The sequence below is a fragment of the Amycolatopsis sp. NPDC114505 genome (genome assembly GCF_055633615.1).
Genome location: NZ_JBVKDV010000001.1, coordinates 351,572 through 377,086 on the forward strand (window position 1 = coordinate 351,572; position 25,515 = coordinate 377,086).

Consider the following 25,515-nt stretch of genomic DNA (forward strand, 5'->3'; position numbering starts at 1 on the left):
GGTCGTGATCATGGAGCAGGTCCGGACCACGGACAACCAGACCCGGCCTTGGCGGCTGCCCGCGGCGGTCGCGTGCGTGTCGGCGGCGGTGTTCCTGCTGGCCCGGCCGCACCTCATCGACGACACGTTCATCACGCTCGCCTGCGCGCGCAACCTCGCCTTCCACGGACACTGGGGGCTGCTGGCCGACGCGACGTCGAACTCGGCGACGTCACCGGCGAACGTCCTCGCCCTGGCCGCCTTGACGTTCGTCGTGCGTGACGCCGTCTTCGCCGCCGGCGTGCTGTACGTGCTGTGCCAGGTCGCGCTCGTGCTGGCCCTGCGCCGGCTCGGCACGGCGTTGCCGCGCTGGTTCCCGGCGCTGACGTTCGCGGCGCTGACGGTGAACCCGCTGCTGCTCTCGTCGATCGGGCTCGAGGTCGCGTTGGGTTCGGCGGTGCTCGGGTGGCTCACGGTCTTCGCCGTCGAACGGCGGCCGCTCGCGTTCGGGGTCTCGGCGGGCGCACTCGCGCTCGTGCGGCTGGACCTGCTGATCTTCGCGATCGTCCTGGGCTTCTCGCTGCGGTCCGGCCGGGCCCTGCTCGGCGCGCTGGCCGTCGCGCTGCCGTGGTTCCTCTTCAGCTGGGTCGTGCTCGGCGCGGCCGTGCCGGACACCTTCGTGATCAAGACGCTGCAAGGCGCGCAACGGGCCTGGGGCGACTGGAACTTCGCCAACGGGCCGCTGTTCTACCTCCGGACCGCTCCCTGGACGACCGTGCTGTCGTTCCTGCCGCTCGCGGTGCTGCCCTTCGCCGTCCGGCGGCTTCGGCCGTTCTCGCTGCTGGCGCTGGGAGGTGCGCTCTACCACGGGATGTACGTCTTGCTGAACGTTCCGCCGTACCACTGGTACTACGGCCCGGGGATCACGGCGGCGACGATCTTCCTGTGCGCCCGGGTTTCCGGGCGGATCGCGGTCGGCGGTGTGCTCGCGTTGATCGCGGCCAGTGTCGTCACGTGCGTGGCGCTGCCCCGGGAGTTCGCGCCGCTCACTTCGAACTACGCCTCGACCGCGAAGTACACCGAAATCGGCCGCGACCTGCGCGGTCTCGCCGGTGGCCGGGTGATCGGCAGCGCCGGCGAGATCGGTGTGCTGGCCTACACGTGCGAGTGCGCGATCGTCGACGTCTTCGCCGACCGCGGCCTGCTGCCCGCGGCCATCGACGCCCGCGGCGCCGGTGACCGGTGGATCCGCGCGGCGCTGCGGGTGGACTACGCGTTCTTCGACTTCGACGTCCGCCCGCGGCGTCCCGACCTGGTGTTGCGCCGGTTGCCGAGCCCGCCGCCGGACGCGCTCGCACACTGGACGCTCGACGCGCCGACGCTCGGGCGGCAGGAGCTCTACTTGGTGCCGTCCTGAGGGAACAGCGCGTCCGTCAGGTCGAGCTCCTGGTGTTCGCCGCCCTCGAAGTCCACTCCCCCTTCGAAGTTCGTGTGGGAGCACTGGAACAAGCCACCCGAACGGATCCGGGTGAAGCGGACGTCCCGGGCGAAGTGCGCCCACGAGAAGAACGCGCCCTCCTCGAAGACCGTCCGGTCGAAGTTCGCGATGTCGGTGAACTCCGTGCCGTAGAACCCGACCCGGCGGGTGAAGGTCGTGCCGCGGATGTGGACCGCGCCGACGAACGTGGCCCGGCTGAAGTCCGCGGCCTCCAGGGTGCAGCCGCTCAGCCGGAAGTCGATCAGGACGGCCCGCTGCAGGTCGAGCGACATCCCCGGCCAGTAGCCCGGCGCGTCGTGGCTCAGGTGCGTCTTGAGCAGGTCCTGCGCGGCCAGGCGGACCAGGAGCTCGTCGTCGTCGAGCTCCGAACGCTGGCTGAGCTCGGCGCCGGTCCGGCCGCGCAGGCCCATTTTCGGGGCCTTGTACGGCATCCGCAGGTACGCGCACAGCACGTTCACGATCGTCTGGCGCTGCTTCGGGTTGTCCTGCCCGAGCCGTTCCAGCGCGTAGAGCCCGCCGAGCCGCACCGGCGCCTTGTCGCTGCCGAGCTGCTCGACGGCCTTCGTGTACAGCTCGGTGACCCGTCGCTCCTCGAGGTCGCGTTCGGTCACGGCCGCCACGCGGGTCGTCTCGGTGAGCTGCAGCTCCATCGTGCGCTGGCGGCGGGTCGCCAGCCACAGCGCGAAGACGCCACCCGCGCCCGCGCCGATGCCGAACGCCGTCTTGACGGCGTCGATACGCACCGGCGCGTCCGGCGACCCGGACCAGCCCAGCAGCAGCCAGAGCAGCCCGGCCGTGACGACCGCGACCACGCCGGCGGTCACGGCCACCCACCGCCACTTGAGGAGGGGCAACGCCTTAGACGGCGCCGTACTGGCGGTCACCGGCGTCGCCGAGGCCCGGGACGATGAAGCCCGAGTCGTTGAGGCGCTCGTCGATGCTCGCGGTGACGACGCGGACCGGCAGGCCGGTCTTTTCCAGGTGCGCCAGGCCTTCCGGCGCGGCCAGCGCGCAGATGGCCGTGACGTCGTCGGCGCCGCGGCCGGTGAGCAGCCGGATCGTGTACTCCATCGAGCCGCCGGTGGCGAGCATCGGGTCGAGCACCATGACCGGCCGGTCGGCGAGCGACTCCGGCAGCGATTCGAGGTACGGCGTCGGCTTCAGCGTCTCCTCGTCGCGCGCGAGGCCGACGAAGCCCATCTGCGCGTCCGGGATCAGCTTGTGCGCCTGGTCGGCCATGCCCAGTCCGGCGCGCAGCACCGGGACGAGCAGCGGCGGCTTGGCCAGCTTGTAGCCCTCGGTGCGCGCGACCGGTGTGTGGATCCGCTCGGTCTTGACCGGCACGTCGCGCGTGGCTTCGTAGACCAGCATGACGGTCAGCTCGTGCAGCGCGGCCCGGAACGCGGCGCTGTCGGTGCGCGCGTCACGCATCGTGGAGAGCCGGGCCTTCGCGAGGGGGTGATCGACGACGTGCACATCCATGCCGGTCAATCTAGCCGTTTCGCGAAGCTCTTCACCCAGCCGCGCTGCCAGGGCGTTTCGACGGCCCGTTCGTGGTAGTGCTCCCGGACCCAGGCGACGGCGTCTTCGGCCGGGACGCCGGAGAGGATCGCCAGGCAGGACATCACCGTGCCGGTCCGCCCGGCACCGCCGTAACAGGCGACTTCGACGGTGTCGACCTTGGCCCGTTCGTGGAGCGCCTTGATCTTTGCGCGGGCGTCTTCGGGATGGGTAGGCAGCAGGAAGTCCGGCCAGGTGATCCATTCGTGCGGCCAGGCGATACCCCCGCCGTGCTTGCGCCGCAGCCGGCTCGTCCCCAGGTAGAGCCCGAAGTCCGGCTCGGGTCCGTCGGGGCGCGGGCGGCCCAGTCCTCGCCCGGTGACCTCGACGCCGTCAGGAAACTCGACCATCAGCCCAGTGTCCTCTGAAAGATGGACACGCAGGGTGGTTTTCGCCGCTAAGCTCCGCCGGGTGAGCGAACTGACGCCCGATCAGATGAGGGCTTCCGACGCGGACCGCGAGCGCGTCGCCCAGGTGCTGCACAACGCCCTCTCGGAAGGGCGGATCACCGTGAACGAGCTGGAAGAGCGGCTTTCGACGATCTACGCGGCGAAGACGATCGGCGAGCTCAAACCGGTGACGGCGGACCTGCCGGCTTCCTCCGCCGCGCTCGAAGCGGCGCCGACGCGGGCGCTCGGCTTCCCCGACCAGCGCATCGGCGGCCACCCGGGCAGCCCGGTGTCGATCGGCGTCATGTCCGGCGCGGTCCGCAAGGGCAGCTGGGTCCTGCCCCCGCAGCACACGAGCTTCGCGTTCTGGGGCGGCACGGAGATCGACCTGCGCCAGGCCCGTTTCGCGGACCGCCACTGCACGATCACAGCGGTCGCGATCATGGGCGGCATCACGATCACGGTCCCGGACGACATCAACGTGGACGTGACGGGCATCGGCTTCATGGGCGGGTTCGTGCTGGAGGACAAGTCGGGAGCACCCCCGGCCCCACCGACGGCTCCGACGGTGAAGATCAACGGGCTGGGCTTCTGGGGCGGGGTCGTCATCTACCGGAAGCCGGCCAAGCGGTCGGAACCGCCGCAGATCGAAGGGGCCTGACCTCGGCGTTGTGACGCGTCACGCACTCAGCGTCACATCCAATGGGGGCTCGCGCCGCCGGGGCCGCCGCCTAGACTCAGGCGCATGACAGCCACGACCAGCACGTCAGCGGCGCCGGCCACCCCGGCACCGCTGGTGGACGCGACTCGCGATGACGCGAGCCTGCGCCGCTTCCTGCTCGGGCTGCCCGGTGTCGACCAGGTCGGCGTCGAGCAGCGCGCGGCGGGCCTCGGCACGCGCAGCATCAAGAAGGACGCCAAGCGGTGGGCCATCGACACCGCCATCTCCATGGTCGACCTGACCACGCTGGAGGGCGCCGACACCCACGGCAAGGTCCGGGCGCTCGCCGCGAAGGCCGTCCGTCCCGATCCCGAGCGCCAGGACACCCCGCGCGTCGCCGCCGTCTGCGTGTACCCGGACATGGTCGCCACCGCCGTCGAAGCGCTCAAGGGCAGCGGGGTGCACGTCGCGAGCGTCGCGACCGGCTTCCCCGCGGGCCGCACCAGCCGCGAGATCAAGCTGGCCGACACCAAGATCGCCGTCGACGCCGGCGCGCACGAAGTCGACATGGTGATCGACCGCGGCGCCTTCCTCGAGGGCCGCTACCTGGACGTCTTCGAGGAGATCCAGGCCATCAAGGCCGCGTGCGGCGACGCCCACCTGAAGGTCATCCTCGAGACCGGCGAGCTGGCGACCTACGACAACGTGCGGCGCGCGTCGTGGCTGGCGCTGCTGGCCGGCGGTGACTTCATCAAGACGTCGACCGGCAAGGTCTCCCCCGCCGCGACGCTGCCGGTCACCCACATCATGCTGCAGGCCGTCCACGACTGGCACGCGCAGACCGGCGAACTGCGCGGCGTCAAGCCAGCGGGCGGCATCCGGACGACGAAGGACGCGATCAAGTACCTGGTCGCGGTGCACGAGGTCGCCGGCGAGCAGTGGCTGACCCCGGACCTGTTCCGCTTCGGCGCGTCCAGCCTGCTCAACGACCTGCTGCTGCAGCGCCGCACCCAGGTGGACGGCCACTACAGCGGCCCCGACTACGTGACGGTGGACTGATGCCCGTTTTCGAGTACGCACCGGCGCCCGAGTCGCGCGCCATCGCGAACCTCAAGGACCACTACAAGCCCTTCATCAACGGCGAATTCGTCGACGGCTCGGGTGAGCCGCTCAAGACGATCAACCCGGCGACCGAAGAGGTGCTGGCCGAGGTCGGCACCGCGTCGAAGTCCGATGTGGACACCGCGGTCAAGGCCGCGCGCAAGGCGTACAACAACGTCTGGTCCAAGATGCCGGGCACCGAGCGCGCGAAGTACCTGTTCCGCATCGCGCGCCTGATCCAGGAGCGTTCGCGCGAGCTGGCGGTGCTGGAGAGCCTCGACAACGGCAAGCCGATCAAGGAGTCGCGCGACTCCGACATCCCGACGGCCGCGGCACACTTCTTCTACCACGCGGGCTGGGCGGACAAGCTCAACTACGCGGGGTACGGCCCCGACCCGAAGCCGCTGGGTGTCGCGGGCCAGATCATCCCGTGGAACTTCCCGCTGCTGATGCTGGCCTGGAAGATCGCGCCGGCGCTGGCCACCGGCAACACCGTGGTCCTGAAGCCGGCCGAGACGACGCCGTTGACCGCGCTGGTGTTCGCCGAGATCTGCCAGCAGGCCGAACTGCCGCCGGGCGTGGTGAACATCCTGCCGGGCGCGGGCGACATCGGTGCGTCCATTGTGGAGCACGGCGACATCGACAAGATCGCCTTCACCGGCTCCACCGAGGTCGGCAAGGCGATCCAGCGCCAGGTCGCGGGCACGCCGAAGAAGCTGACGCTGGAGCTGGGCGGCAAGGCGGCGAACATCGTCTTCGAGGACGCGCCGCTCGACCAGGCCATCGAAGGCATCGTCAACGGCATCTTCTTCAACCAGGGCCACGTCTGCTGCGCGGGCTCACGGCTGCTGGTGCAGGAGTCCGTCGCCGAGGAGGTGCTGGAGAAGCTCCGCCGCCGCGTCTCGACGCTGCGCGTCGGCGACCCGCTGGACAAGAACACCGACGTCGGCGCGATCAACTCGGCCGAGCAGCTGGCGAAGATCCAGGGCCTGGTCGAAGCGGGTGACGCCGAGGGCGCGCAGCGCTGGACCAGCCCGTGCCCGGTGCCGGACCGCGGGTTCTTCTTCGCCCCGACGGTGTTCGCGAACGTCCACCAGTCGATGCGGATCGCGCGCGAGGAGATCTTCGGCCCGGTGCTGTCGGTGCTGACGTTCCGCACGCCGGACGAGGCCGTGGCGAAGGCGAACAACACGCCGTACGGGCTGTCGGCCGGCATCTGGACCGAAAAGGGCTCCCGGATCCTGTGGATGGCGAACCAGCTGCGCGCCGGCGTGGTCTGGGCCAACACCTTCAACCGCTTCGACCCCGCCGCCCCGTTCGGCGGCTACCAGGAATCCGGCTTCGGGCGCGAAGGCGGCCGCACCGGGCTGGAGGCATACCTGAATGTCTGACCGAATCTCCGTCGCGAAGACGTACAAGCTGTACGTGGGCGGCAAGTTCCCGCGCTCGGAGTCCGGCCGGGTGTACCCGGTGACGGACAGCAAGGGCAAGTTCCTGGCGAACGCGGCGCACGCATCCCGCAAGGACGTCCGCGACGCGGTGGTGGCGGCCCGCAAGGCGTTCCCGGGCTGGTCCGCGGCGACGGCGTACAACCGCGGCCAGGTGCTCTACCGGGTGGCCGAGGTGCTGGAAGGCCGTCGCGACCAGTTCATCGCGGAGGTGTCGGCGTCCGAAGGCCTGGCACCGAAGAAGGCCGAGTCCATTGTGGACGCGGCGATCGACCGCTGGGTCTGGTACGCGGGCTGGACGGACAAGATCGCGTCGGTCCTGGGATCGGCGAACCCGGTCTCGGGCCCGTACTTCTCGTTCACGGTCCCGGAGCCGTCCGGAGTGGTCGGCGTGCTGGCGCCGCAGCAGTCGTCCCTGCTGGGCCTGGTCAGCGTGCTGGCCCCGGTCCTGGCAACGGGCTCGACGGCGGTGGTGGTCTCGAGCGCGGAGAGGCCGTTGCCGGCGATCACGCTGTCGGAAGTCCTGGCGACGTCGGACGTCCCGGGCGGAGTGGCGAACATCCTGACGGGACGGGCATCCGAGCTGGGCTCATGGCTGGCGTCGCACGGCGACGTGAACGCACTGGACCCGACGGGAGCGGCCCCGGAAGACCGCGTCGAGTTGGCGCGCGAAGCGGCGAACACGGTGAAGCGGGTACTGACGGTCCCGGAGGCGGAGCCGGACTGGACGTCGGCACCCGACCTGGCCCGGCTGCGGCGGTACCTGGAGGCCAAGACGGTCTGGCACCCGCTGGGCGTCTGAGGTCACGAGCGGAGGCCACTGCCCGGGTTCGAGCGGTGGCCTCCGTCGCTTTCGCGCGCTTCGGCTGACGCTCGCCTTATTCACCGGTACAGTCCCAGCCAGGTACGGAGCGTGACGCATCGGGGAGGGTGCAGATGCCGGACGACGAAGAGTGGGCGTTCGAGGCGGAGACCGATCTCTGGGACGACGACGAGACCCCGGCACCGGTCCGGGACGACGAGCCGGAGCCGACGGACCCCACCGGACAGGACCCGGACGCGGTGGTGACGGTGACCGTCAGTCCCGAGGGCGAGGTCCGGAAGGTCGAGCTCGCCGCGGGCTGGAAGAGCAAAGTCGACCCGCGCGGCCTGCACTCGAGCGCGTTGGCCGCGGCCAACGCGGCGACCATCCAGGCCCTGGTGAGGCAGACCCAGGACACCCAGCGGAATCCTCCATCGCCGCCCCACACGGGTACGGAGGACACTCCGCTCACCGCGCCGGACGTTCTCCGGCTCGGCGATGCCGTCATGGCCGAAGTCGATGAGATCTCGGCTCGCCTGGCCGCCGCCGATCGTCCGGTCGCCGCGGCGAGCTCCGGCGGGCACGTCTCGGGGACCGCCCAGGGCGGGCGCTACGTCGGTCTGGACATCGACGCGACATGGGCGTCCATCGCGAGGAACGCCGAGGTCGAAGCCGAACTGACCGAGGTCCTCGTATCGCTCCGCCGCGATTCGGTTCCGGACGGCACGGATCGCCAGGTGGGAAAGGCCACGGCTGAGCTCCTGAGCCTGGTCCACGATCCCGGCCGGTTGATCCGCCTCGTCCGGGTCCACGGTTCGCCGGCGTCGAAGGGAGAGCTGAAGGACCATGAGTGACATCGAAGTGGCCTTGGAAGCTCTGCAGTCGGACGCGGCCGCCTGGGACGAAGCGGCCGTCGGTCTCGGCGAGGCAGGGGCAGTGGTCGCACCGCTCGGCCTGACACCCGCCGATGTCATGAGCTACGCGGCCGGCCGGGGTTTCGACCACCAGTACGGGCTGACTCTCGCCAAGCTCGAAGACTCCCTTCGGCGGGGTGCCCTGAACTTCCACCGGATAGCGGACAGCCTCCACCGCGGGGCCGCGATGTACCGGGTCTCCGAAGAAGAACATCAGCGGAAACTGCGTCAGACCGGCGAACGCTGAGGACACGAGGGGAACCGGACCGATGTCCAACGACGTGATCGACCAAGCGCTCGCGGGGTACGACAAGTTCAGGCAGCTCGTGGAAGACCTGCTCCGGCGGGTCCGGGATACGCTGGAGTGGATCCCGGACGCGCTGGCCGACCTGGTCAAGCCGATCCGGGAGGGTCTCGCCTTCATCGGCGACAAGATCGCCGAATTCGAGAAGGCCAACGAGAAGTTCGAGCGGGACAAAGGCGACCCCGACAAGCTGCGGGCCTACGCGGCCGAGTGGGGTGACAAGTTCACGCAGCGGCTCGGCACAGCCGCCGGCACCCTGGATCCGGCGTCCTTGAAAACCGCCGTGCACTGGAGCGGCCCCGCGGCCGAGACCTACAAGATCGCCCTTTCCGAACAGCTCAAGAAGATCGATGCCGCCAAGGACCTCGGCCGGCAGATGCGGGACTCGCTCACCAATCTCGCCGATGCCGTCGAGACGTTCTGGCTGACCTACAACTCGATCATCTGGGGCCTCGTCGGGGCGACTGCGGCCGCCATCGTCAGTGCGGCGACCGTCGTCGGACTGCCTGCCGCGCTCGGCATCCTCAGCGCGGAGATCGTGGCCGGCATCACCGCGGTGTTCGCGATCATCAACGTGATCGACACGACGGTGGACACCATCCAAAACGAGCTGGTCGCGATCCACGACAAAGCCGACGACCTCGGCGAGGGCTGGCAGCAGACCGACACCGGCGCCATGTCGCACCCGGGCGATTGGCGGACTGCCGGATGATCGAGCCCGCACCGTCGCTCAGCATCTGGATCCCGCCGAAGCTGGCCCACCGGATCCGCCGCCTCGGCTCCGCGCTCGGGGCAGTCACCTTGGCCGCCGCGCTCCTGGTCGGGGTCGGCATGCCGGTGATCGGTCCGGTGCTCCCCACCGCGACCGGCCCGATGACCATGCTCACCACCAGCGCCGGCATATTCCTCGGGCTGTTCCTGGCGGTCTCGGGGGTGACCATGACCATGGCCCGCGGCTGGGTCTCGCTCGGCCGCCACCCCGGCGGGACGGGCTTCCTGTTCGACGCCCGCCCGGCGGCGACCGGGGCAGTCGTCCTGGTCGCCGGTGCCGTGGGCTCGATCCTCTCCGCGCTGTTCTTCTTGACGAGCTACACCGCGAACATCACCTGGACCGGCGGCCCCCACGCGTCCAACGTGCACCCGGTGACGCCGCCGATCGCGCTGTTCCTCCTGCTGCCCGTGCTCGCCGTCGGCCTGACACTGGCCGATCTCGTGGTCGGGTGGCCGCTGTTCCGTCCTTCCCAGCGCACCATCCAGCGGTACGCCCGCTAGCTCATCGTCACCGAGAAGTCCGTCAGCGTGAACCTCGCCTTGCCCCCACCGGTCGAGCAGAACTCGATCCCGTAGCCGATCTGGTTCACCGTCGGGTTCGGCGGGATCAGGCCCTTGCCGATCGCCCACGCGATCATCGCCTTCAGGTCCAGGCTCCCCGAGTACTGCGTCGCCCGGGAAACGAACGCCACGTACCCGTCGTCGTCCGCCCAGACGTCGTACGTCGCTCCGCCCGCCGTGTACGTCGCCAGCTTGTCGCCCGATGGCTGCTGCTTCCGGTTCTCCGTCCACACCATCAGCTCGCTGACGCCGGCGCCGTCGCCCACTCCGTTCAGCCACAGGTCGTACGCCACGTCGTAGATGCCCACGCCCGGGCCGCGGCCGGCGAACGTCGTCCGGATCACCGAATAGTCGTTGAACGGTTTCCCTTTTTGTTCGTTGATGTCCTTGTGCACATTCGGATAGGTTTTCACCGACGTCGAGTCGGACTGGGTGGAATCGACGTACCAGTTGTCGTACGCGCACGCGCGCAGGGTTTCCGGGCCCGCTTCGTCCTGGTTCCACATGTTGTTGTGGACGTAGTAGCCGCCGTCCGACCAGCCGCCGTCGGCCTCCGACGTCGTGAACTCCGGACTGCGGCAGCCCCGCACCGGCGTCGTCGACGGTGGCGTCGGAGTTGGTGCCACCGAAGGAGAAGACGACGAAGACGGCGTCGGTGGCACCGAGACGACAGACGTGCCCGGCGGCGTCGTCGTGGCGGCCACCGGGGCGGGCGCCGCGGCGCCGCCGACCGGGCCGTCACCGCAGCCGGTGACCACCAGGAAGGGAATCGTCAACACCACGGCCAGCATTCTTCGTCGCATTTTCCCGCCCGCAACCCGAATTCGGCAGAACGAGGCGGAACACTAACACGAAAACCAAAGAATCAGCTGTGATCGTCGGCGGGGTCCAGATCGTGCGCCGTGATGGGCCGGCCGGGGAGCTCCGTGCGCGGGTGCGCGCTGAGGCCGTCGATCATGATGCCGACGCAGCGGCGCGCCGCCATCTCCGCCACGTCCGAGGACTTCGCCCGCATCTGGCGCAGCAGCGTCGCGAACAGGATCGCGATGTCGCCCGCGCCGACGTCCGGGCGGAGCACACCCTCGGCCTGGGCGCCGCGGACGAAGTCGTCCACCACCGCCAGGATCTCGTCACGCAGGCGCCGGACCTCCGGGTCGCCCTTCAGGATCACCAGCGCCCGGTGGGACACCATCGCCAGCTGGATGCTCAGCTGCAGCTCGACCGACTGCCGCAGCAGCCGCTCCAGCGCGCGCCACGACGACGTCTCCTCGGCGGCGATCGCACGCGCGTCGATCAGCACCCGCTCGAAGTTGTCCATCGCGACCGCCCGGACCAGCGCGTCCCGGTCCGGGAACCGGCGGTACAGCGTGCCGACGCCGACGCCGGCCGCGCGGGCGATCTCCTCCATCGGCACTTCGGGACCGGAGACGGCGAAGATGGCTTTCGCGGCGGCCAGGATCTGGTCGCGGTTGCGCCGCGCGTCCGCCCGCAGGGTGGTCTCGGGGTCTGCCGTCATGCCGTTCGCCTCTCGCTGGATCGCGCGGGGTGATTCTCGCATGGTCAAGCGGCCACGCACTCGGACTCAAGTGAGTCACCCGTTAGCTAGTGGACGACTTCCTTCCGCTTCGGTACCTTGGGGAACAGAACCGGAATGTAATCCTCCGCATACTGTTAGTCCGTTTTAGGGGGCCCGATATGACCGAAGTCGCTGATCCCACCACGAAGGACGAAGTCTTCCCGATGGTGCGCAGCTGCCCGTTCGCTCCGCCGCCGGCGTACGAGAAGCTGCGCGAATCGGGGCCGGTCCAGCGCGTCGAGCTGCAGTCCGGCCAGGAGGCGTGGGCGATCACCCGGCTCGAGGACGTCCGGCAGATGCTCACCGACCCGCGGTTCAGCTCCGACCGGTTCAACCCCGGCTTCCCGTTCCTGACCAAGCAGGGCCGGCCGATCCGGCGGACCAACTTCACCGCTTCGTTGATCAACATGGACCCGCCGCAGCACGGTGCGGCCCGGCGCGAGGTCGTGGGCGAGTTCACGGTCAAGCGGATGAAGGCGCTCCAGCCGCGCATCCAGCAGATCGTCGACGAGCACATCGACGCGATCCTGGCCGGCCCGAAGCCCGCCGACCTGGTCACCGCGCTGTCGCTGCCGGTGCCGTCGCTGGTCATCTGCGAGCTGCTCGGCGTCCCGTACGCCGACCACGAGTTCTTCCAGGTCCGCAGCTCGACGCTGCTCAACCGGGACGTCGACCAGGACGACCGGATCAAGGCCGTCGACGAGCTGCAGGCCTACCTCGACCAGCTGGTCACCACCAAGGAGACCGACCCGGCCGACGACCTGCTCAGCCGCCAGGTCGCCAAGCAGCGCGAGGAGCACGGCGAAGCCGACCACGACTCGCTCGTCTCCCTGGCGTTCCTGCTGCTCATCGCCGGGCACGAGACGACGGCGAACATGATCTCCCTCGGCACCGTCGCGCTGCTGGAGAACCCGGACCAGCTCGAGCTCATCAAGAACGACCCCGGCAAGACGCTCGACGCCGTCGAGGAGCTGCTCCGGTACTTCACGATCGCGGAGTTCGCGACCTCGCGCGTCGCCACCGAGGACCTCGAGATCGGCGGCCAGCTGATCCGCGAGGGCGAGGGCGTGCTCGGCCTGAGCTACTCCGGCAACCGCGACCCGGAGGCGTTCGACAACCCGGACGAGCTGGACCTCGAGCGCGGCGCGCGCCACCACGTCGCGTTCGGCTTCGGCCCGCACCAGTGCCTCGGCCAGAACCTGGCCCGGATGGAGCTGCAGATCGTCTTCGACACGCTCTTCCGCCGTCTCCCGGAGCTCAAGCTGGCCGCACCCGTCGACCAGCTCCCGTTCAAGCACGACTCGTCGATCTTCGGTCTGTACTGCCTGCCCGTCACCTGGTGAAAGAGGGGGAAACCATGACGACAGTCGAGGAGCCGGTCCACCAGTTCCCGATGACCCGCACGTGCCCGTTCTCGCCGCCGCCGGCGTACGAGGAGATCCGCGAGGAGGACGCCGTCTCGCGGGTCCGGCTGCCCGACGGCGGCCAGGCCTGGGTGGTCACACGGCTCGAGGACGTCCGGACGGTCCTGAACGACCGCCGGTTCAGCGCCGACCGGCAGCACCCGGACTTCCCGCAGCTGGTCAAGGGCGGGTTCCGGCGCCAGGGCGACGAGCGCACCATGATCACCATGGACGCGCCCGAGCACGGGCCGGCCCGCAAGGCCGTGCTCGGCGAGTTCACCGTGCGCCGGATGGAGGCGCTGCGGCCGCGGATCCAGGAGATCGTCGACGGCCAGATCGACGCGCTGCTGGCCGGGCCGAAGCCCGGTGACCTGGTCGAGGCGCTGTCGCTGCCGGTGCCGTCGCTGGTGATCTGCGAGATGCTCGGCGTGCCCTACGACCAGCACGACTTCTTCCAGACCCACACGGCGAAGCTGATCAAGCGCGCGACCCCGCCCGAAGAGCGGCGGGCGGCGTTCGACACCATCCGCGGCTACATGGAAGACCTCATCGCGCAGAAGGAGGACAACCCGCCGGACGACCTGCTCGGCCGGCAGATCGTCAAGCTCCGCGAAGACGGCACCTACCGGCGTGCTTCGCTGGCCGCGACGGGCTTCCTGCTGCTGGTGGCCGGGCACGAGACGACGGCGAACATGATCTCGCTGTCCACGGTGGCGTTCCTGCGCAACCCGGAGCAGCTCGCGGCGATCAAGGCCGATCCCGGCAAGACGCTCGACGCCGTCGAGGAGATGCTGCGCTACTGGACGATCGTCGACGCGGCCACGGCGCGCCTGTGCGTCGAGGACATCGAGGTCGGCGGGCAGCTGATCCGCGCCGGGGAAGGCGTACTGGCGCTGGGCTACGCGGCGAACCGCGACCCGCGGGCGTTCGAGAACGCCGACGAGCTGGACATCGAACGCGGCGCGCGCCACCACGTCGCGTTCGGCTTCGGCCCGCACCAGTGCCTCGGCCAGAACCTGGCCCGGATGGAGCTGCAGATCGTGTTCGACACTCTCTTCCGGCGCATCCCGACGCTGGCGCTGGGCGCCGACGTGGACGACCTGCCGTTCAAGGACGACGCGAACATCTACGGCCTGTACCGGCTGCCGGTGACCTGGTAGAGATCGAAGAGCTGCGTTTCCCACCACAGGCAGAAAGAAGAACCATGAAGATCATCGCGGACACCGGCAAGTGCGTCGGCGCCGGGCAGTGCGTGCTGACCGAGCCCGAGCTGTTCGACCAGAGTGAGGACGACGGCACGGTCATCGTCCTGAACGAGCAGCCCGAGGGCGAGCTGGTCGAGAAGGCCCGCGAAGCGGTGCACGTCTGCCCCAGCCAGGCCCTCTCGCTGCAGGAGTAGCGGGGGAACGGCCACCTCGCGGGCAAGGGGTTTCCCGCGAGGTGGCCGTGGCCTGTTTCTTCAGGAGAGCCTTTTCAGGAGAGGCGCAGCGTCGTCTCGGGGTTGAAGGCGTGGGTCTCGCCTTCGCCTCGCAGGCCCACCCGGACGTTGTCGCCCATCCGGGGCGGGGTGCGGCCGTCGACGCGGACGACGAACCGGTCGTCGCCCACCTTGCCGTGCAGGTACGCGTCCGCGCCCAGCTCCTCGACCAGCTCCACCACCAGCTCGAAGCCGCCCTCGGACACCAGTTCCAGCGACTCCGGGCGCACGCCGAAGACGACCTCGCGCAGGTCGCCCGCGGCCGCCAGCACCGACCGGGGCAGCGGCAGGGTGACGTCGCCCAGCTTGACGCCGCCTTCGGTCAGCGGCAGCGTCGCCAGGTTCATCGCCGGGGAGCCGATGAAGCCCGCCACGAACGAGTTCGTCGGGTTCTCGTACAGCTCCCGCGGCGACGCGCACTGCTGCAGCACGCCGTCGCGGAGCACCGCCACCCGGTCGCCCATCGTCATCGCCTCGACCTGGTCGTGGGTGACGTAGATGGTCGTCGTCCCGAGACGCTGTTGCAGCTGCGCGATGTTCGCGCGGGTCTCCACGCGCAGCTTCGCGTCCAAGTTGGACAGTGGCTCGTCCATCAGGAACACGCTCGGCTCGCGGACGATCGCCCGGCCCATCGCGACGCGCTGCCGCTGCCCGCCGGACAGTGCCTTCGGCTTGCGGTCCAGGAACTTCGTCAGGTCCAGCATCTTCGCCGCTTCGCCGACCTTGGCGTCGATGTCCGCTTTGGACAGTCCGCGCAGCTTCAGTGCGAAGCCCATGTTGTCGGCCACCGTCATGTGCGGGTACAGCGCGTAGGACTGGAACACCATCGCGATGTCCCGGTCCTTCGGCGGCAGGTGCGTGACGTCGCGGTCGCCGATGTGGATGGCGCCCTCATCGATGTCCTCGAGCCCGGCGAGCATCCGCAGCGCCGTCGACTTGCCCGAGCCCGACGGCCCGACCAGGACGAGGAACTCGCCGTCCGGCACCGCGAGGTCGAGCTTGTCGACGGCCCGTACCTCGTGCGCGCCCGGGTAGATCCGCGACGCCGATTCGTAACTGACTCCGGCCATGGCTACTTCACCGCTCCCATCGACAGACCCCGGACGAGGTGGTTCTGCGCGATCCAGCCGACGATCATCACCGGCAGCGAGGCCAGCAGCGCGGCGGCGGAAAGCTGGGCCCAGTACAGGCCCTCACTGGTGATGAACCCGACGAGGAACACCGGCACGGTGCCGGCGCGGGCCGCCGTCAGGTTGACCGCGTAGAAGAACTCGGTCCAGGAGAAGATGACGCAGATCAGCGCGGTCGCCGCGATCCCGGGCGCGACCACCGGCATGATGATCTTGCGCAGCAGCGTCGGCAGGTTCGCGCCGTCGATCCGGCCGGCCTCGATCATCTCGTGCGGCACTTCCAGGAAGAACGACCGCATCATCCAGATGGCCAGCGGCAGGTTCATCGACGTGTAGAGGATGACCAGCGCCCACACCGTGTCGAGCAGCTCGGTGTTCTGGGAGATGATGTACAGCGGGATGATCGCCGCGACGATCGGCAGCATCTTCGTCGAGAGGAAGAAGCCGAGCGCGTTCGACGTCTTCTTCACCGGCGCCAGCGACAGCGCGTACGCCGCCGGGATGCCGAGCAGCAGCACCAGCACCGTCGAGAGCACCGTGACGAACGCGGAGTTCGACAGGTAGGGCAGGAACCCGCCCTTCAGCACGTTCGCGATCTGGTCGAACGTCGGGCTGAAGAACAGCTTCGGCGGGTCGGTGTAGGCGTCGGCCTCCTGCTTGAACGCCGTGAGGATCATCCACAGCAGCGGGAAGACGAACAGGATCGCGATGATCCAGGTGACGGCGGTGAGCACGCCGGGGCCAGTCTTGCGCTTCGGCTTGCGTGCCGGCGGGGCGGCGGTGGCCGTCTCCGGTCGAGTGTCCACTGTGGTCATTTGATGCCTCCGTCCACCGAGAACGTCCGGAACATCAAGCGCAGCGCGAAGGTCGCGACGATCATCGTCAGGATCACGACGATCACGCCCATCGCCGACGACTGGCCGACGTCGAAGCCTTCGAACGCACGCTGGTAGATGTAGTACGGCAGGTTGGTGCTGGACACGCCCGGCCCGCCCTGGGTCATCAGGAAGATCGCGTCGAAGCTGTTCACGATGTAGATCGCGCCCAGCAGCGTCGCGAGCTGCAGGAACCGGGACAGGTGCGGCAGCGTGATCGACGCGAACGTGCGCCACCGGCTCGCGCCGTCCACGGAGGCCGCTTCCAGCACCTCCTTGGACTGGCTCTGCAGGCCGGCCAGGATGAGCAGCATCATGAACGGCGTCCACTGCCACACGATCTGCGCCATCACCGACGCCAGCGGGAACTCCGAAAGCCAGTCGGTGTCGGTGCCGAAGACGAAGTGCAGCAGCCCGTAGGTCGGGTCGAACACCGTCGTCTTCCACAGCAGCGCACCGGCCGCCGGCAGGATCAGGAACGGCGTGATCAGCAGCGTCCGGACGACGCCGCGGCCGAAGAACTTCCGGTCGAGCAGGATCGCCAGGCCGAGGCCGAGCAGCAGCGCGACCAGCACGCACACCACGGTCAGCAGCACCGTGTTGAGCAACGCCACCAGGAACGTCGTGTCACTGAAGACGTCGATGTAGTTGTCGAGGCCGACGAAGTGCCGCGAGCCGGGCCGGACCAGGTTCCACGACTGGAACGAGTAGAACACGGTGAGCAGGAACGGCAGCTGCGTCACCGCGATGACGAAGATCAGCGCGGGCAGCAGCGGCAGCCGCCGCTTGGCCGCGGTGCTCAGGCCTTTCCTTTCCGCGGCCTTCGCGTGGGACGGGGAGGTGGGGGCATCTACGGAGAGCGTGGACATCACTGCACCGCCTTGTAGGAGTCGCCCACTGTCTGGGCGTAGTCCTGGGACTGCTTCAGGGCGTCGTCTACCGACTCGCGGCCGGCGATGGCCGCCGACAGCTGCTGGCTCACCCGCGTGCCCAGGTCCTGGAACTCGGGGATGCCGACGAACTGGATGCCGGGGTAGGGCACCGGGTTCGCCATGGCCTTCTGCTGGTTCGCGTCCGCGATCCCGTCCAGCGTGGGCTTCGCGTAGGCCGCGGCGGCCTTGGCGTAGTCCGGGATGTCGTACGTCGACTGGCGCACACCCGGCGGGACGCGGTTCCAGCCGTAGGTCTGGCCGACCTTCTGCACGTACGCCTTGTCGGTCATCCAGGCCATGAACTTCCAGGCCGCGTCCTTGTCCTTGGCGACCTTCGGGATGCCGAGCGCCCAGGTGTAGAGCCAGCCGCTGGCCTGCGTCTTGACGACCGGCGCCGGCGCGTAGCCGGACTTGCCGACGATCTTGCTGCTCGACGGGTCCTCGTTGGTGCCCGCCATGACCGTCGCGTCGTACCACATCGCCGCGTTGCCCTGCGTGTAGCGCGTGCCGCACTCGGAGAACCCGGCGCTGGAGGCGCCGACCTCACCGTGGTCGCGGATCAGGTTGACGTAGAAGTTCGCGGCTTCCTTGAACTCCGGCGACGTCAGCTTGGCGTTCCAGTCCTTGTCGAACCACTGGGCGCCGAAGGTGTTGGCCACCGTCGTGAACGGCGCGAGGCTCTCGCCCCAGCCCGGCTTGCCGCGCAGGCAGATGCCGGCGACGCCGTTGGCCTTGTCGTCGAGCTTCGCGGCGAACTCGGAGATCTGCTGCCACGTCGGCTTGGCCGGCATGGTGATCCCGGCCTTCTCGAAGAGGTCCTTGCGGTAGGCCAGGAACGACGACTCGCCGTAGAACGGCACCGCGTACATCTGGTTCTGGTACGACAGCGACTGCTTGATGCTGGGGATGAAGTCGCCCTCGTCGTAGCCCGGGGTGGCCGCCATGTGCGGTTCGAGGTTCTCGAGCCAGCCGTTGGCCGCCCACTGCGGGGCCTCGTAGTTGCTGATCATCACGACGTCGAACTCGCCGCCCTCGGTGGCGGTCGACGCGGTGATCTTGGCGCGCGCCTGGTTTTCCGGCAGGGAAACGAACTTGAGGTTGATCCCCGTCGCCTTCTCGAACTCCGGGGCGAGGGAGATCGCGTCCTTCATCTGCGGGTTGGACACGATCGCGATGACGAGCGTCGAGTTGCCGGTGCCGAGGGAACCGGCGCCGGCGCAGCCTGTCGCCAGCAGCGACGTCGCCGCGAAGAGGGTGAGGAGCTTACGCACGGCCGCCTCCCGGGAGTACCTGCACCTTGAGGCCCGAGCCGCTGCGCATCTTGGCGAGCGCCTCGGGGTACTGCTCCAGCGGCAACGTGTCCGTGAGCAGTGAATCGGTGTCGATCGCGCCGCTGCCGACGAGGTCGAGCGCGGTGCCGAAGCTGTGCAGCACGGCCATCGAGCCGACGATGGTGATCTCGTCGTTGTAGATGCGGAACGGCGAGAGCGCGACGCGGGCTTCCGCCGGTGCGACGCCGAAGACGAGCAGCCGGCCGCCGCGGCGGATCGAGTCGAACGCGGCTTCGATGGCGGGGGCGGCACCGGTGGCGTCGACGGCGACGTCGAACTTCTCGCCGTTCAGCTCGCTGACGTCTTTCGCGGTGGCGACGGCGCCGAGGCTGGTGGCCCGCGGCAACCGGGCCTCGTTGCGGTCGACCACCGTGACCTGCGCGCCGGACCGCTGCAGCAGCTGCTGCATGATCAGGCCCATGGTGCCGGCGCCGACCACGAGGAAGCGCTCTCCGGCTTCGACGCCGACGCGGCGCACGCCGTGCACCGCGCAGGAGACGGGCTCGACCAGCGCGCCCTGCTCCCAGGTCATCGAGTCCGGCATGCGGTAGCAGGTGGACGACGGGACGGCGACGTATTCGGCGAAGGCGCCGTTGACGGTGTCGCCGGTGGCGCCCCAGTTCGCGCAGAGGTTGCCGTGGCCGGCGCGGCACGGGCCGCAGTAGCCGCAGAACAGCGACGGGTCGACGGCGACGCGGTCGCCGACCTTCCACTCGCCCGGCACGTCCGCGCCGAGCTCGACGATCTCCCCGGCGAACTCGTGCCCGGGGACGATGGGATACGGCGTGGGCGGGAAGTGCCCGTCGGCGATGTGCAGGTCGGTCCCGCAGATCCCGCACGCTCCGACCTTGACGACGACCTGGCGTTCTCCGGGTTTTGGATCGGGCACCTCGCCGACCCTGATCTCACCGGGCCGGTCGACGATGGCGGCACGCATGCCTAGCCCCTTTCTCGCGCTCATATGAGCGGCGGTGACCTATGGCGTCGAGAACATGTGAAGGCATTACAGGACTGACCTCGGTGTTACGTCAACCTTTCCGGCAGATTTCGGGCTATAGTGCTCATATGAGCGCGTCGAAGAAGCTGCCGTCGCTGACTGAAGCGATCCTGCTGGCCACCATCGCCCGGCGCTTCTACGTGCAGGGACGCTCGAAGCTGGAGATCGCCGACGAGTTCGGCGTCAGCCGCTTCAAGGTCGCCCGGATGCTCGACACGGCCAGGGAGTCCGGCCTGGTCAGAGTCGAGTTCTCGCTGCCGGCCCCGGTGGATCTGGCGCTGTCGGACGAGGTGCGTTCGGCGTACGGCCTGGAGCGGGCCCTGGTGCTCGAACGCTCACCCGAGCGCGAACCGCGGGAGGTCGTCCGGGCCAAGATCGGGACCTTGGCGGCGCGGCTGCTGGAGGAGATCGTCCGGCCGAGCGACGTCGTCGGGCTCTCCTGGGCGCGCTCGGTGAACGCGATGACCGAGGCGATCCGGGCGCTGCCGCGGTGCCCGATCGTCCAGCTCTGCGGGGTGCAGGCGGGGATGGACATGCGCGGCCGCTCGGTCGAGACGGTCAGCCGCGTGACGGCGGTGTCCGGCGGCGACGCGTACCCGATCTTCGGCCCGCTGGTGCTGCCGGACCGCCGGACCACGGAGACGCTGCGGCGCCAGCCGGGCATCGCGGAGACGTTCGGGCAGTTCCGGAACCTGACGAAGGCCGTGGTCAGCATCGGCGCGTGGCAGCCGGGCGAGTCGACGGTGTACGACGCGCTGGACGAGGCCGAGCGCGCGGCGATCGCGGCCCGCGGCGCGACGGCGGAGGTCGCGGCCCGGCTGTTCGACGCGTCCGGCAACGCGTTGTCGACGGGCCTGGCCCACCACGTGCTGGCGATCAGCCACGAGGAGCTGACGGCGGTCCCGGAGGTGATCGCCCTGGGCTACAGCCGCCCGAAGGCCGCGGCGGTGGACGCGGTCCTGCGGTCGGGCATGGTCTCGACCCTGATCACCGACGCCGCGGCCGCGGTCCCCCTCCTGGCCCTGGCAGCCAAGAACCCACCCCGCTGAGCCGTGTCGCCCCTCCAATCACGCGAGATGCCTCTCCAATCACGCGTGATGCCCGCCCGATCACGCGAGTTCCGGGTTCCGGCCCTACTCCCGCGGGAGTACTGGCCCCGCGACGGCGTACTCCGGTGGGCGCAGAAGGCGAGTCGCGGGCTCCGGGGCGAAACCCGGGTCGCGCCCGATGTGCCGTCGTTCGCGCTCGGCGAGCCTGGACGGCGTGAAGACTTCCCCGCGCCGGCGCCAAACCGTCGTCTGGCTGCACGTCGTTTCGTCCGTCGCCTGGATGAGCCAGGCCCTCGCCCTCGTCGTGCTGATGGCGTCGGGTGCGCCGTCGATGGCCGACCGGCTCGACTCCGTCCTGCTCGCGCCGATGGCGAACGTCTCCGCCTTCACCGGCCTGCTGCTCGCCGGCGCGACCGCGTGGGGCTACACCCGGCATTGGTGGGTGCTCACGAAGTTCGCTCTGACGCTGATCCAGCTCTACGCCGGGATCTTCCTGCTCTCCCCCGCGCTCCGCGACTCCGCGGACACCCAGACCGTCGCCTGGCCGCAGATCGCCGGAGCGTCACTGATGGCGAGCGCACTTTCGTTCCAGGCCTGGCTCTCGATCGCGAAGCCGTGGAAGAAGACGCCGTGGTCCCCGGCCGCGAAGCCACCGACCGCACCGACCTGGGTCTTCGTGGCCGGAGTGACGGCGCCGGTGTTCGACGTCGTCGCCGGGATCCTCGCCGGCTACCCGCTGCCCGCGTTGTCGCTGGTCATGCTGATCGTGCTCGGTCTTCAGCGGCGACGTCTGGCGCACCCCGCCGCCGGGCCTCGCGGTCCCGCTGTGCGGTGACGACCCGGCGGCGTTCGTCATCGCCCCGGCCGGGTGACAACGGCCCGGCGAGCCCCGCCGTCAGAGGCCGTACTCGATGGCCGTGGCGTCGGTCCCGTACTCGACCGGCGTGGGTACCAGCGCGTACTCCACCATCGAGGCGGCCGACGCCGCCGGGGCGACGCCCAAGACCACCGCGCCGGCGACGAAGATCCCGGCCAGCAACCGCTTCACCATGGTCCCTCCCAGATTCGACGAGCCTCCACGCTAACCCCGGAACCGCCCTACCCGGCGACGATTGCGCCGTTGAGCGCACCGACTGCGGCCACGTTGCCGGACGCCAGATCCGCCACCCGGGCGCGGGCCGGCGCGCCACCCCGCGGCACCAGCGTCACCGTCCCGCCGGCCAGGTCCGTGACCAGCGTGCTCAACGTCATCAGGTCGTCGCCCCCGGTGGCGTTCCGGTACACGCGGCCGGTCAGCTCCGAGACCAGCCACCGCGCGTCCGGCACCGGCGGCGCCAGGTGCGCGCACACCTCGGCGCGTCGCAGGCTCTCCTCCGAAGCCGCGTCCAACGTGGGCGACAGCCGGCGGAAGTGGTTGGTGTGCCAGGAAAGCCCACTGTCCACGGTGGTCACCGAGGTCTCGTCCCCGGCCTTCTCGACCACCGTCACGGCCGGCGAGCCGACCTGACCCATCGTGTACGCGAACCCGCCCGCCGTGGTGCGGGAACGCAGCACCGACACCGCCTCCGCCACCGTGGTGGCCCGCTGCAAGGACCGCGCGACGAAGTGCCGGCCGGCGCACGGCGACGGCGCCACCACGTTCACGCTGTCGATCCCCCACACCAGTCCGTGCGTGGTCAGCGTGAACGTGTTCGCCGGCAGGAAACCCGGGTACCACCAGACGCACACCCCGGGCTCGCCGTCGATCAGCAGCGTCAGCAGGCGCCCGATCCCGTCGAATACCGGGGCGCCGTCCTCGTTGTGGCCGAGCAGGAACGGCGCCCACGCCAGGTCCGTGCAACCCGTGCCGTCGCCCGCGCCGAGGTCGCCGCGCAGGTTGGCCAGCAGCAGGTCGTCGAACGGCACCCCGGCGCCCTCGGCCAGCGCCGTCAGCTCGGCGTAGGCGTCCGGGTGCTCGACCTGGGACGCCGATTCGACGGCCCGGAACAGCACCGGCGACCGTCGCGACCGCGCGGTGACCGGCCAGTCCGGCAGTCCGTCGAGGACGGTCCGGATGTCCGCGGCGGCGTACGCGCCCAGCTCCCGGAAAGCGGCTTCCCGCGGTCCGCTGACGACCGTCCAGCGCACGTCGCCGATCCGGTGCTCCCGCACTGTCGCCACCATGTGATCACGATGACTGAGCGGTCAGTGAATCGCAACGGTCAGTGGGCGCCCACTTCGGTCACGTGGACCACCGCCGACCCGGCTTCGTCGGACGCGGCCAGGTCGACCTCCGCGCTGATGCCCCAGTCGTGGTCGCCCGCCGGGTCGTCGAAGATCTGGCGGACCTTCCAGACGTCCGGCTCCTGCTCGATGATCAGCAGCGCCGGCCCGCGCGCGTCCGGGCCGGTGCCCAGCGTGTCGTACTCCTCGAAGTAGCCCACGATCGCGTCTTCCCACGCTTCGGCGTCCCAGCCGGACGCCGCGTCCAGCTCGCCGAGCGGGAACCACGCCCGCCGCGCGAACAGCTCGACCCGGCGGAACAGCTCGTTGCGCACCAGCACGCGGAACGCGCGCTCGTTGCGCGTGACACCCGGCGGCACGGACGGCTGCCGCACCACGACCTCGCCCTCCTCGCCCGGGTGACGCAGGGCTTCCCACTCGTCCAAGAGACTCGAGTCGACCTGCCGGACGAGCTCGCCGAGCCATTCGATGAGGTCCTGCAGCGGTTCGGTCTTCGCCTCGTCGGGCACCGTGTGGCGCAGCGCGTCGTAGACGTCCGCGAGGTAGCGCAGCACCAGCCCTTCCGAGCGGGCGAGCTGGTAGAAGCCGATGTACTCGACGAAGTTCATCGCGCGCTCGTACATGTCGCGCACCACGGACTTCGGCGAGAGCTCGTAGTCGTCGACCCACGGGTGGCCCTGCCGGTAGCTGTGGAACGCGCCCTGCAGCAGCTCCTCCAGCGGCTTCGGGTACGTGACGTTCTCGAGCAGCTCCATCCGCTCGTCGTACTCGATGCCTTCGGCCTTCATCGCGTTGACGGCCTCGCCGCGCGCCTTGAACTGCTGCTGCGACAGCACCGGCCGCGGGTTGTCCACAGTGGATTCCACAGTGGACACGACGTCGAGCGGGTAGCTCGGCGACTCCAGGTCGAACAGGTCGATCGCGGCCAGCGCGAACGGCGAAAGCGGCTGGTTGAGCGCGAAGTCGAACTGCAGGTCGACGGTGAGCCGGATGATCCGGCCCTGCTCGTCCGGTTCGGACAGCCGCTCGACGACACCGGCGGCGAGCAGCGCGCGGTAGATCGCGATGGCGCGCAGGATGAGCTTGCGCTGCGACGCCCGGTCCTCGTGGTTGTCCTCCAGCAGGTGACGCATGGAGTCGAACGCGTTGCCCGGCCGCGAGATCACGTTGAGCAGCATCGAGTGCGTGACCTTGAAGCTCGACGTCAGCGGCTCGGGGTCGGCCGCGATCAGCCGGTCGAACGTGCTCTCGGTCCAGTTGACGAAGCCCTCCGGCGCCTTCTTCCGGACGATCTTCTTTTTCTTCTTCGGGTCGTCGCCGGCCTTTTCGAGGGCCTTCGCGTTCTCGACGACGTGGTCGGGCGCCTGCACGACGACGTAGCCGTCGGTGTCGTAGCCCGCGCGCCCGGCGCGGCCGGCGATCTGGTGGAACTCGCGCGCCTTGAGGTGGCGCTGGCGGACGCCGTCGTACTTGGTCAGCGCGGAGAAGACCACCGTCCTGATTGGTACGTTGATGCCGACGCCGAGGGTGTCGGTCCCGCAGATCACCTTGAGCAGCCCGGACTGGGCGAGGGTCTCGACCAGTCGCCGGTACTTGGGCAGCATCCCGGCGTGGTGGACACCGATGCCGTGGCGGACCAGCCGCGAGAGCGTCTTGCCGAAGCCGGCGGCGAACCGGAAGTCGCCGATCAGGTCCGCGATGGCTTCCTTCTCGGCCTTCGACGTGACGTTGATGCTCATCAGCGTCTGCGCCCGCTCGATGGCCGCGGCCTGCGAGAAGTGCACGACGTAGACCGGCGCCTGGCCGCCGTTGAGCAGCTCGGACATCGTCTCGTGCAACGGCGTGAGCGCGTACCGGAAGGTCAGCGGCACCGGGCGCTGCGCCGACGTGACGACGGCGGTCGGCTTGCCGGTGCGGCGCGTGAGGTCCTTCTCGAAGAAGGACACGTCGCCCAGGGTCGCCGACATCAGGACGAACTGGGCCTTGGGCAGCTCGAGGATCGGCACCTGCCACGCCCAGCCGCGGTCGGGCTCGGAGTAGAAGTGGAACTCGTCGGCGACGACCTGCCCGACGGGGGCGTCGGCACCGAACCGCAACGCGATGTTCGCCAGGATTTCGGCCGTGCAGCAGATGATCGGCGCGTCCGGGTTGACGCTGGAGTCGCCGGTCATCATCCCGACGTTGTCCGCGCCGAAGATCTCGATGAGCTGGAAGAACTTCTCCGACACGAGGGCTTTGATGGGCGCGGTGTAGTAGCTGCGGCGGCCCTGGGCGAGCGCGGTGAAGTGCGCCCCGACGGCGACGAGGCTCTTCCCGGAGCCGGTCGGCGTCGAGAGGATGACGTTCGATCCGGAGACGACCTCCATCACCGCCTCCTCCTGCGCCGGGTACAGCTCGATGCCCCGTTCGGCCGTCCAGGTCGTGAACGCTTCGAAGAGGGCGTCGGGGTCGGGATCCGCAGGCAGGAGGTCTGTGAGAGTCATCAGACGTCCATCGTGCCATCCGCTCGTCGCAAAGTCGGCAGGGGCGATCGC

Annotated in this window: 27 protein-coding genes; 14 read left to right on the top strand and 13 right to left on the bottom strand. The window is 69.6% G+C overall.

The window, feature by feature from the left end; genetic code table 11:
- Positions 1–10: 10 nt before the first annotated feature.
- On the top strand, positions 11–1,396 hold the full coding sequence (locus ACZ7OU_RS01725; RefSeq protein WP_470253937.1) for a hypothetical protein: 1,386 nt from the start codon (positions 11–13) through the stop codon (positions 1,394–1,396).
- Here ACZ7OU_RS01725 and ACZ7OU_RS01730 read toward each other — a convergent pair.
- The 3 genes from ACZ7OU_RS01730 to ACZ7OU_RS01740 are packed head-to-tail and all read right to left on the bottom strand — an operon-like array spanning position 1,378 to position 3,387.
- Positions 1,378–2,307, bottom strand: coding sequence for a pentapeptide repeat-containing protein (locus ACZ7OU_RS01730; RefSeq protein ID WP_470253938.1), 930 nt, complete (start codon positions 2,305–2,307; stop codon positions 1,378–1,380). The genes ACZ7OU_RS01725 and ACZ7OU_RS01730 overlap by 19 nt on opposite strands.
- 28 nt (positions 2,308–2,335) lie before the next feature.
- The gene (upp, locus tag ACZ7OU_RS01735) at positions 2,336–2,959 is read right to left on the bottom strand and encodes a uracil phosphoribosyltransferase (protein ID WP_470253939.1); all 624 of its coding nucleotides are present in this window, start codon (positions 2,957–2,959) and stop codon (positions 2,336–2,338) included.
- Between the two features lie 5 nt (positions 2,960–2,964).
- On the bottom strand, positions 2,965–3,387 hold the full coding sequence (locus tag ACZ7OU_RS01740) for a protein-tyrosine phosphatase family protein (protein WP_470253940.1): 423 nt from the start codon (positions 3,385–3,387) through the stop codon (positions 2,965–2,967).
- A gap of 85 nt (positions 3,388–3,472) precedes the next feature.
- Between ACZ7OU_RS01740 and ACZ7OU_RS01745 the strand changes: the two genes are divergently transcribed.
- From ACZ7OU_RS01745 to ACZ7OU_RS01780, 8 genes are all read left to right on the top strand, one after another.
- On the top strand, positions 3,473–4,087 hold the full coding sequence (locus ACZ7OU_RS01745) for a DUF1707 SHOCT-like domain-containing protein (RefSeq protein ID WP_470240748.1): 615 nt from the start codon (positions 3,473–3,475) through the stop codon (positions 4,085–4,087).
- Positions 4,088–4,171: 84 nt separating this feature from the next.
- A complete protein-coding gene (gene deoC / locus ACZ7OU_RS01750) occupies positions 4,172–5,146 on the top strand; it encodes a deoxyribose-phosphate aldolase (RefSeq protein WP_470239354.1) in 975 nt (324 codons plus the stop codon).
- Positions 5,146–6,579 carry an aldehyde dehydrogenase family protein gene (locus ACZ7OU_RS01755; protein ID WP_470253941.1) on the top strand — a complete coding sequence of 478 codons (1,434 nt, stop codon included), beginning with the start codon at positions 5,146–5,148 and terminating at the stop codon, positions 6,577–6,579. Before deoC ends, ACZ7OU_RS01755 begins: the two co-directional genes overlap by 1 nt.
- Positions 6,572–7,438: an aldehyde dehydrogenase family protein gene (locus ACZ7OU_RS01760; RefSeq protein WP_470239356.1), complete on the top strand. Its 867-nt coding sequence runs from the start codon at positions 6,572–6,574 to the stop codon at positions 7,436–7,438. Before ACZ7OU_RS01755 ends, ACZ7OU_RS01760 begins: the two co-directional genes overlap by 8 nt.
- A gap of 134 nt (positions 7,439–7,572) precedes the next feature.
- Positions 7,573–8,292, top strand: coding sequence for a hypothetical protein (locus ACZ7OU_RS01765; RefSeq protein WP_470253942.1), 720 nt, complete (start codon positions 7,573–7,575; stop codon positions 8,290–8,292).
- Positions 8,285–8,599 carry a hypothetical protein gene (locus ACZ7OU_RS01770; protein WP_470253943.1) on the top strand — a complete coding sequence of 105 codons (315 nt, stop codon included), beginning with the start codon at positions 8,285–8,287 and terminating at the stop codon, positions 8,597–8,599. Before ACZ7OU_RS01765 ends, ACZ7OU_RS01770 begins: the two co-directional genes overlap by 8 nt.
- A gap of 22 nt (positions 8,600–8,621) precedes the next feature.
- Complete coding sequence (locus ACZ7OU_RS01775) at positions 8,622–9,368, top strand: hypothetical protein (RefSeq protein ID WP_470253944.1); 747 nt, start codon at positions 8,622–8,624, stop codon at positions 9,366–9,368.
- On the top strand, positions 9,365–9,928 hold the full coding sequence (locus ACZ7OU_RS01780) for a hypothetical protein (RefSeq protein ID WP_470253945.1): 564 nt from the start codon (positions 9,365–9,367) through the stop codon (positions 9,926–9,928). Before ACZ7OU_RS01775 ends, ACZ7OU_RS01780 begins: the two co-directional genes overlap by 4 nt.
- Here the strand turns inward: ACZ7OU_RS01780 and ACZ7OU_RS01785 are convergent.
- Together ACZ7OU_RS01785 and ACZ7OU_RS01790 are read right to left on the bottom strand one after the other, a co-directional pair.
- Complete coding sequence (locus tag ACZ7OU_RS01785) at positions 9,925–10,767, bottom strand: GH12 family glycosyl hydrolase domain-containing protein (protein ID WP_470253946.1); 843 nt, start codon at positions 10,765–10,767, stop codon at positions 9,925–9,927. The genes ACZ7OU_RS01780 and ACZ7OU_RS01785 overlap by 4 nt on opposite strands.
- An 86-nt stretch (positions 10,768–10,853) precedes the next feature.
- The gene (locus tag ACZ7OU_RS01790) at positions 10,854–11,504 is read right to left on the bottom strand and encodes a TetR/AcrR family transcriptional regulator (protein ID WP_470239362.1); all 651 of its coding nucleotides are present in this window, start codon (positions 11,502–11,504) and stop codon (positions 10,854–10,856) included.
- Between the two features lie 179 nt (positions 11,505–11,683).
- Here ACZ7OU_RS01790 and ACZ7OU_RS01795 point away from each other — a divergent pair, with 179 nt between their 5' ends.
- The 3 genes from ACZ7OU_RS01795 to ACZ7OU_RS01805 are packed head-to-tail and all read left to right on the top strand — an operon-like array spanning position 11,684 to position 14,366.
- The gene (locus ACZ7OU_RS01795; RefSeq protein ID WP_470239363.1) at positions 11,684–12,907 is read left to right on the top strand and encodes a cytochrome P450; all 1,224 of its coding nucleotides are present in this window, start codon (positions 11,684–11,686) and stop codon (positions 12,905–12,907) included.
- Between the two features lie 14 nt (positions 12,908–12,921).
- On the top strand, positions 12,922–14,127 hold the full coding sequence (locus ACZ7OU_RS01800) for a cytochrome P450 (RefSeq protein WP_470253947.1): 1,206 nt from the start codon (positions 12,922–12,924) through the stop codon (positions 14,125–14,127).
- Positions 14,128–14,171: 44 nt separating this feature from the next.
- The gene (locus ACZ7OU_RS01805) at positions 14,172–14,366 is read left to right on the top strand and encodes a ferredoxin (protein WP_155549027.1); all 195 of its coding nucleotides are present in this window, start codon (positions 14,172–14,174) and stop codon (positions 14,364–14,366) included.
- Positions 14,367–14,440: 74 nt separating this feature from the next.
- Here ACZ7OU_RS01805 and ACZ7OU_RS01810 read toward each other — a convergent pair whose 3' ends face one another.
- The 5 genes from ACZ7OU_RS01810 to ACZ7OU_RS01830 are packed head-to-tail and all read right to left on the bottom strand — an operon-like array spanning position 14,441 to position 19,649.
- Complete coding sequence (locus ACZ7OU_RS01810) at positions 14,441–15,514, bottom strand: ABC transporter ATP-binding protein (RefSeq protein WP_470253948.1); 1,074 nt, start codon at positions 15,512–15,514, stop codon at positions 14,441–14,443.
- A 2-nt stretch (positions 15,515–15,516) separates the two neighbouring features.
- On the bottom strand, positions 15,517–16,389 hold the full coding sequence (locus ACZ7OU_RS01815) for a carbohydrate ABC transporter permease (RefSeq protein WP_470239366.1): 873 nt from the start codon (positions 16,387–16,389) through the stop codon (positions 15,517–15,519).
- A complete protein-coding gene (locus tag ACZ7OU_RS01820; RefSeq protein WP_470239367.1) occupies positions 16,386–17,318 on the bottom strand; it encodes a carbohydrate ABC transporter permease in 933 nt (310 codons plus the stop codon). Before ACZ7OU_RS01820 ends, ACZ7OU_RS01815 begins: the two co-directional genes overlap by 4 nt.
- Positions 17,318–18,652 (bottom strand): ABC transporter substrate-binding protein, encoded by a 1,335-nt coding sequence (locus ACZ7OU_RS01825; protein WP_470239368.1) that lies wholly within the window; start codon positions 18,650–18,652, stop codon positions 17,318–17,320. Before ACZ7OU_RS01825 ends, ACZ7OU_RS01820 begins: the two co-directional genes overlap by 1 nt.
- Entirely contained in the window at positions 18,645–19,649 is a 1,005-nt protein-coding gene (locus ACZ7OU_RS01830) for a zinc-dependent alcohol dehydrogenase family protein (RefSeq protein WP_470239369.1), read from the bottom strand. Before ACZ7OU_RS01830 ends, ACZ7OU_RS01825 begins: the two co-directional genes overlap by 8 nt.
- A gap of 128 nt (positions 19,650–19,777) precedes the next feature.
- On the opposite strand from ACZ7OU_RS01830, the gene ACZ7OU_RS01835 reads away from it, so the two are divergent.
- The gene (locus tag ACZ7OU_RS01835; protein WP_470239370.1) at positions 19,778–20,758 is read left to right on the top strand and encodes a sugar-binding transcriptional regulator; all 981 of its coding nucleotides are present in this window, start codon (positions 19,778–19,780) and stop codon (positions 20,756–20,758) included.
- Positions 20,759–20,972: 214 nt separating this feature from the next.
- Complete coding sequence (locus ACZ7OU_RS01840; RefSeq protein WP_470253949.1) at positions 20,973–21,593, top strand: hypothetical protein; 621 nt, start codon at positions 20,973–20,975, stop codon at positions 21,591–21,593.
- Between the two features lie 60 nt (positions 21,594–21,653).
- On the opposite strand, the gene ACZ7OU_RS01845 is transcribed toward ACZ7OU_RS01840, so the two are convergent.
- Genes ACZ7OU_RS01845 through ACZ7OU_RS01855 form a run of 3 tightly spaced genes read right to left on the bottom strand, consistent with a single transcriptional unit; the run spans position 21,654 to position 25,464 of the window.
- Positions 21,654–21,809, bottom strand: coding sequence for a hypothetical protein (locus tag ACZ7OU_RS01845; RefSeq protein WP_470239372.1), 156 nt, complete (start codon positions 21,807–21,809; stop codon positions 21,654–21,656).
- Between the two features lie 47 nt (positions 21,810–21,856).
- Positions 21,857–22,921: a C45 family autoproteolytic acyltransferase/hydolase gene (locus ACZ7OU_RS01850; RefSeq protein ID WP_470253950.1), complete on the bottom strand. Its 1,065-nt coding sequence runs from the start codon at positions 22,919–22,921 to the stop codon at positions 21,857–21,859.
- A 38-nt stretch (positions 22,922–22,959) separates the two neighbouring features.
- Entirely contained in the window at positions 22,960–25,464 is a 2,505-nt protein-coding gene (locus ACZ7OU_RS01855; protein ID WP_470253951.1) for a DEAD/DEAH box helicase, read from the bottom strand.
- Positions 25,465–25,515 lie beyond the last annotated feature (51 nt).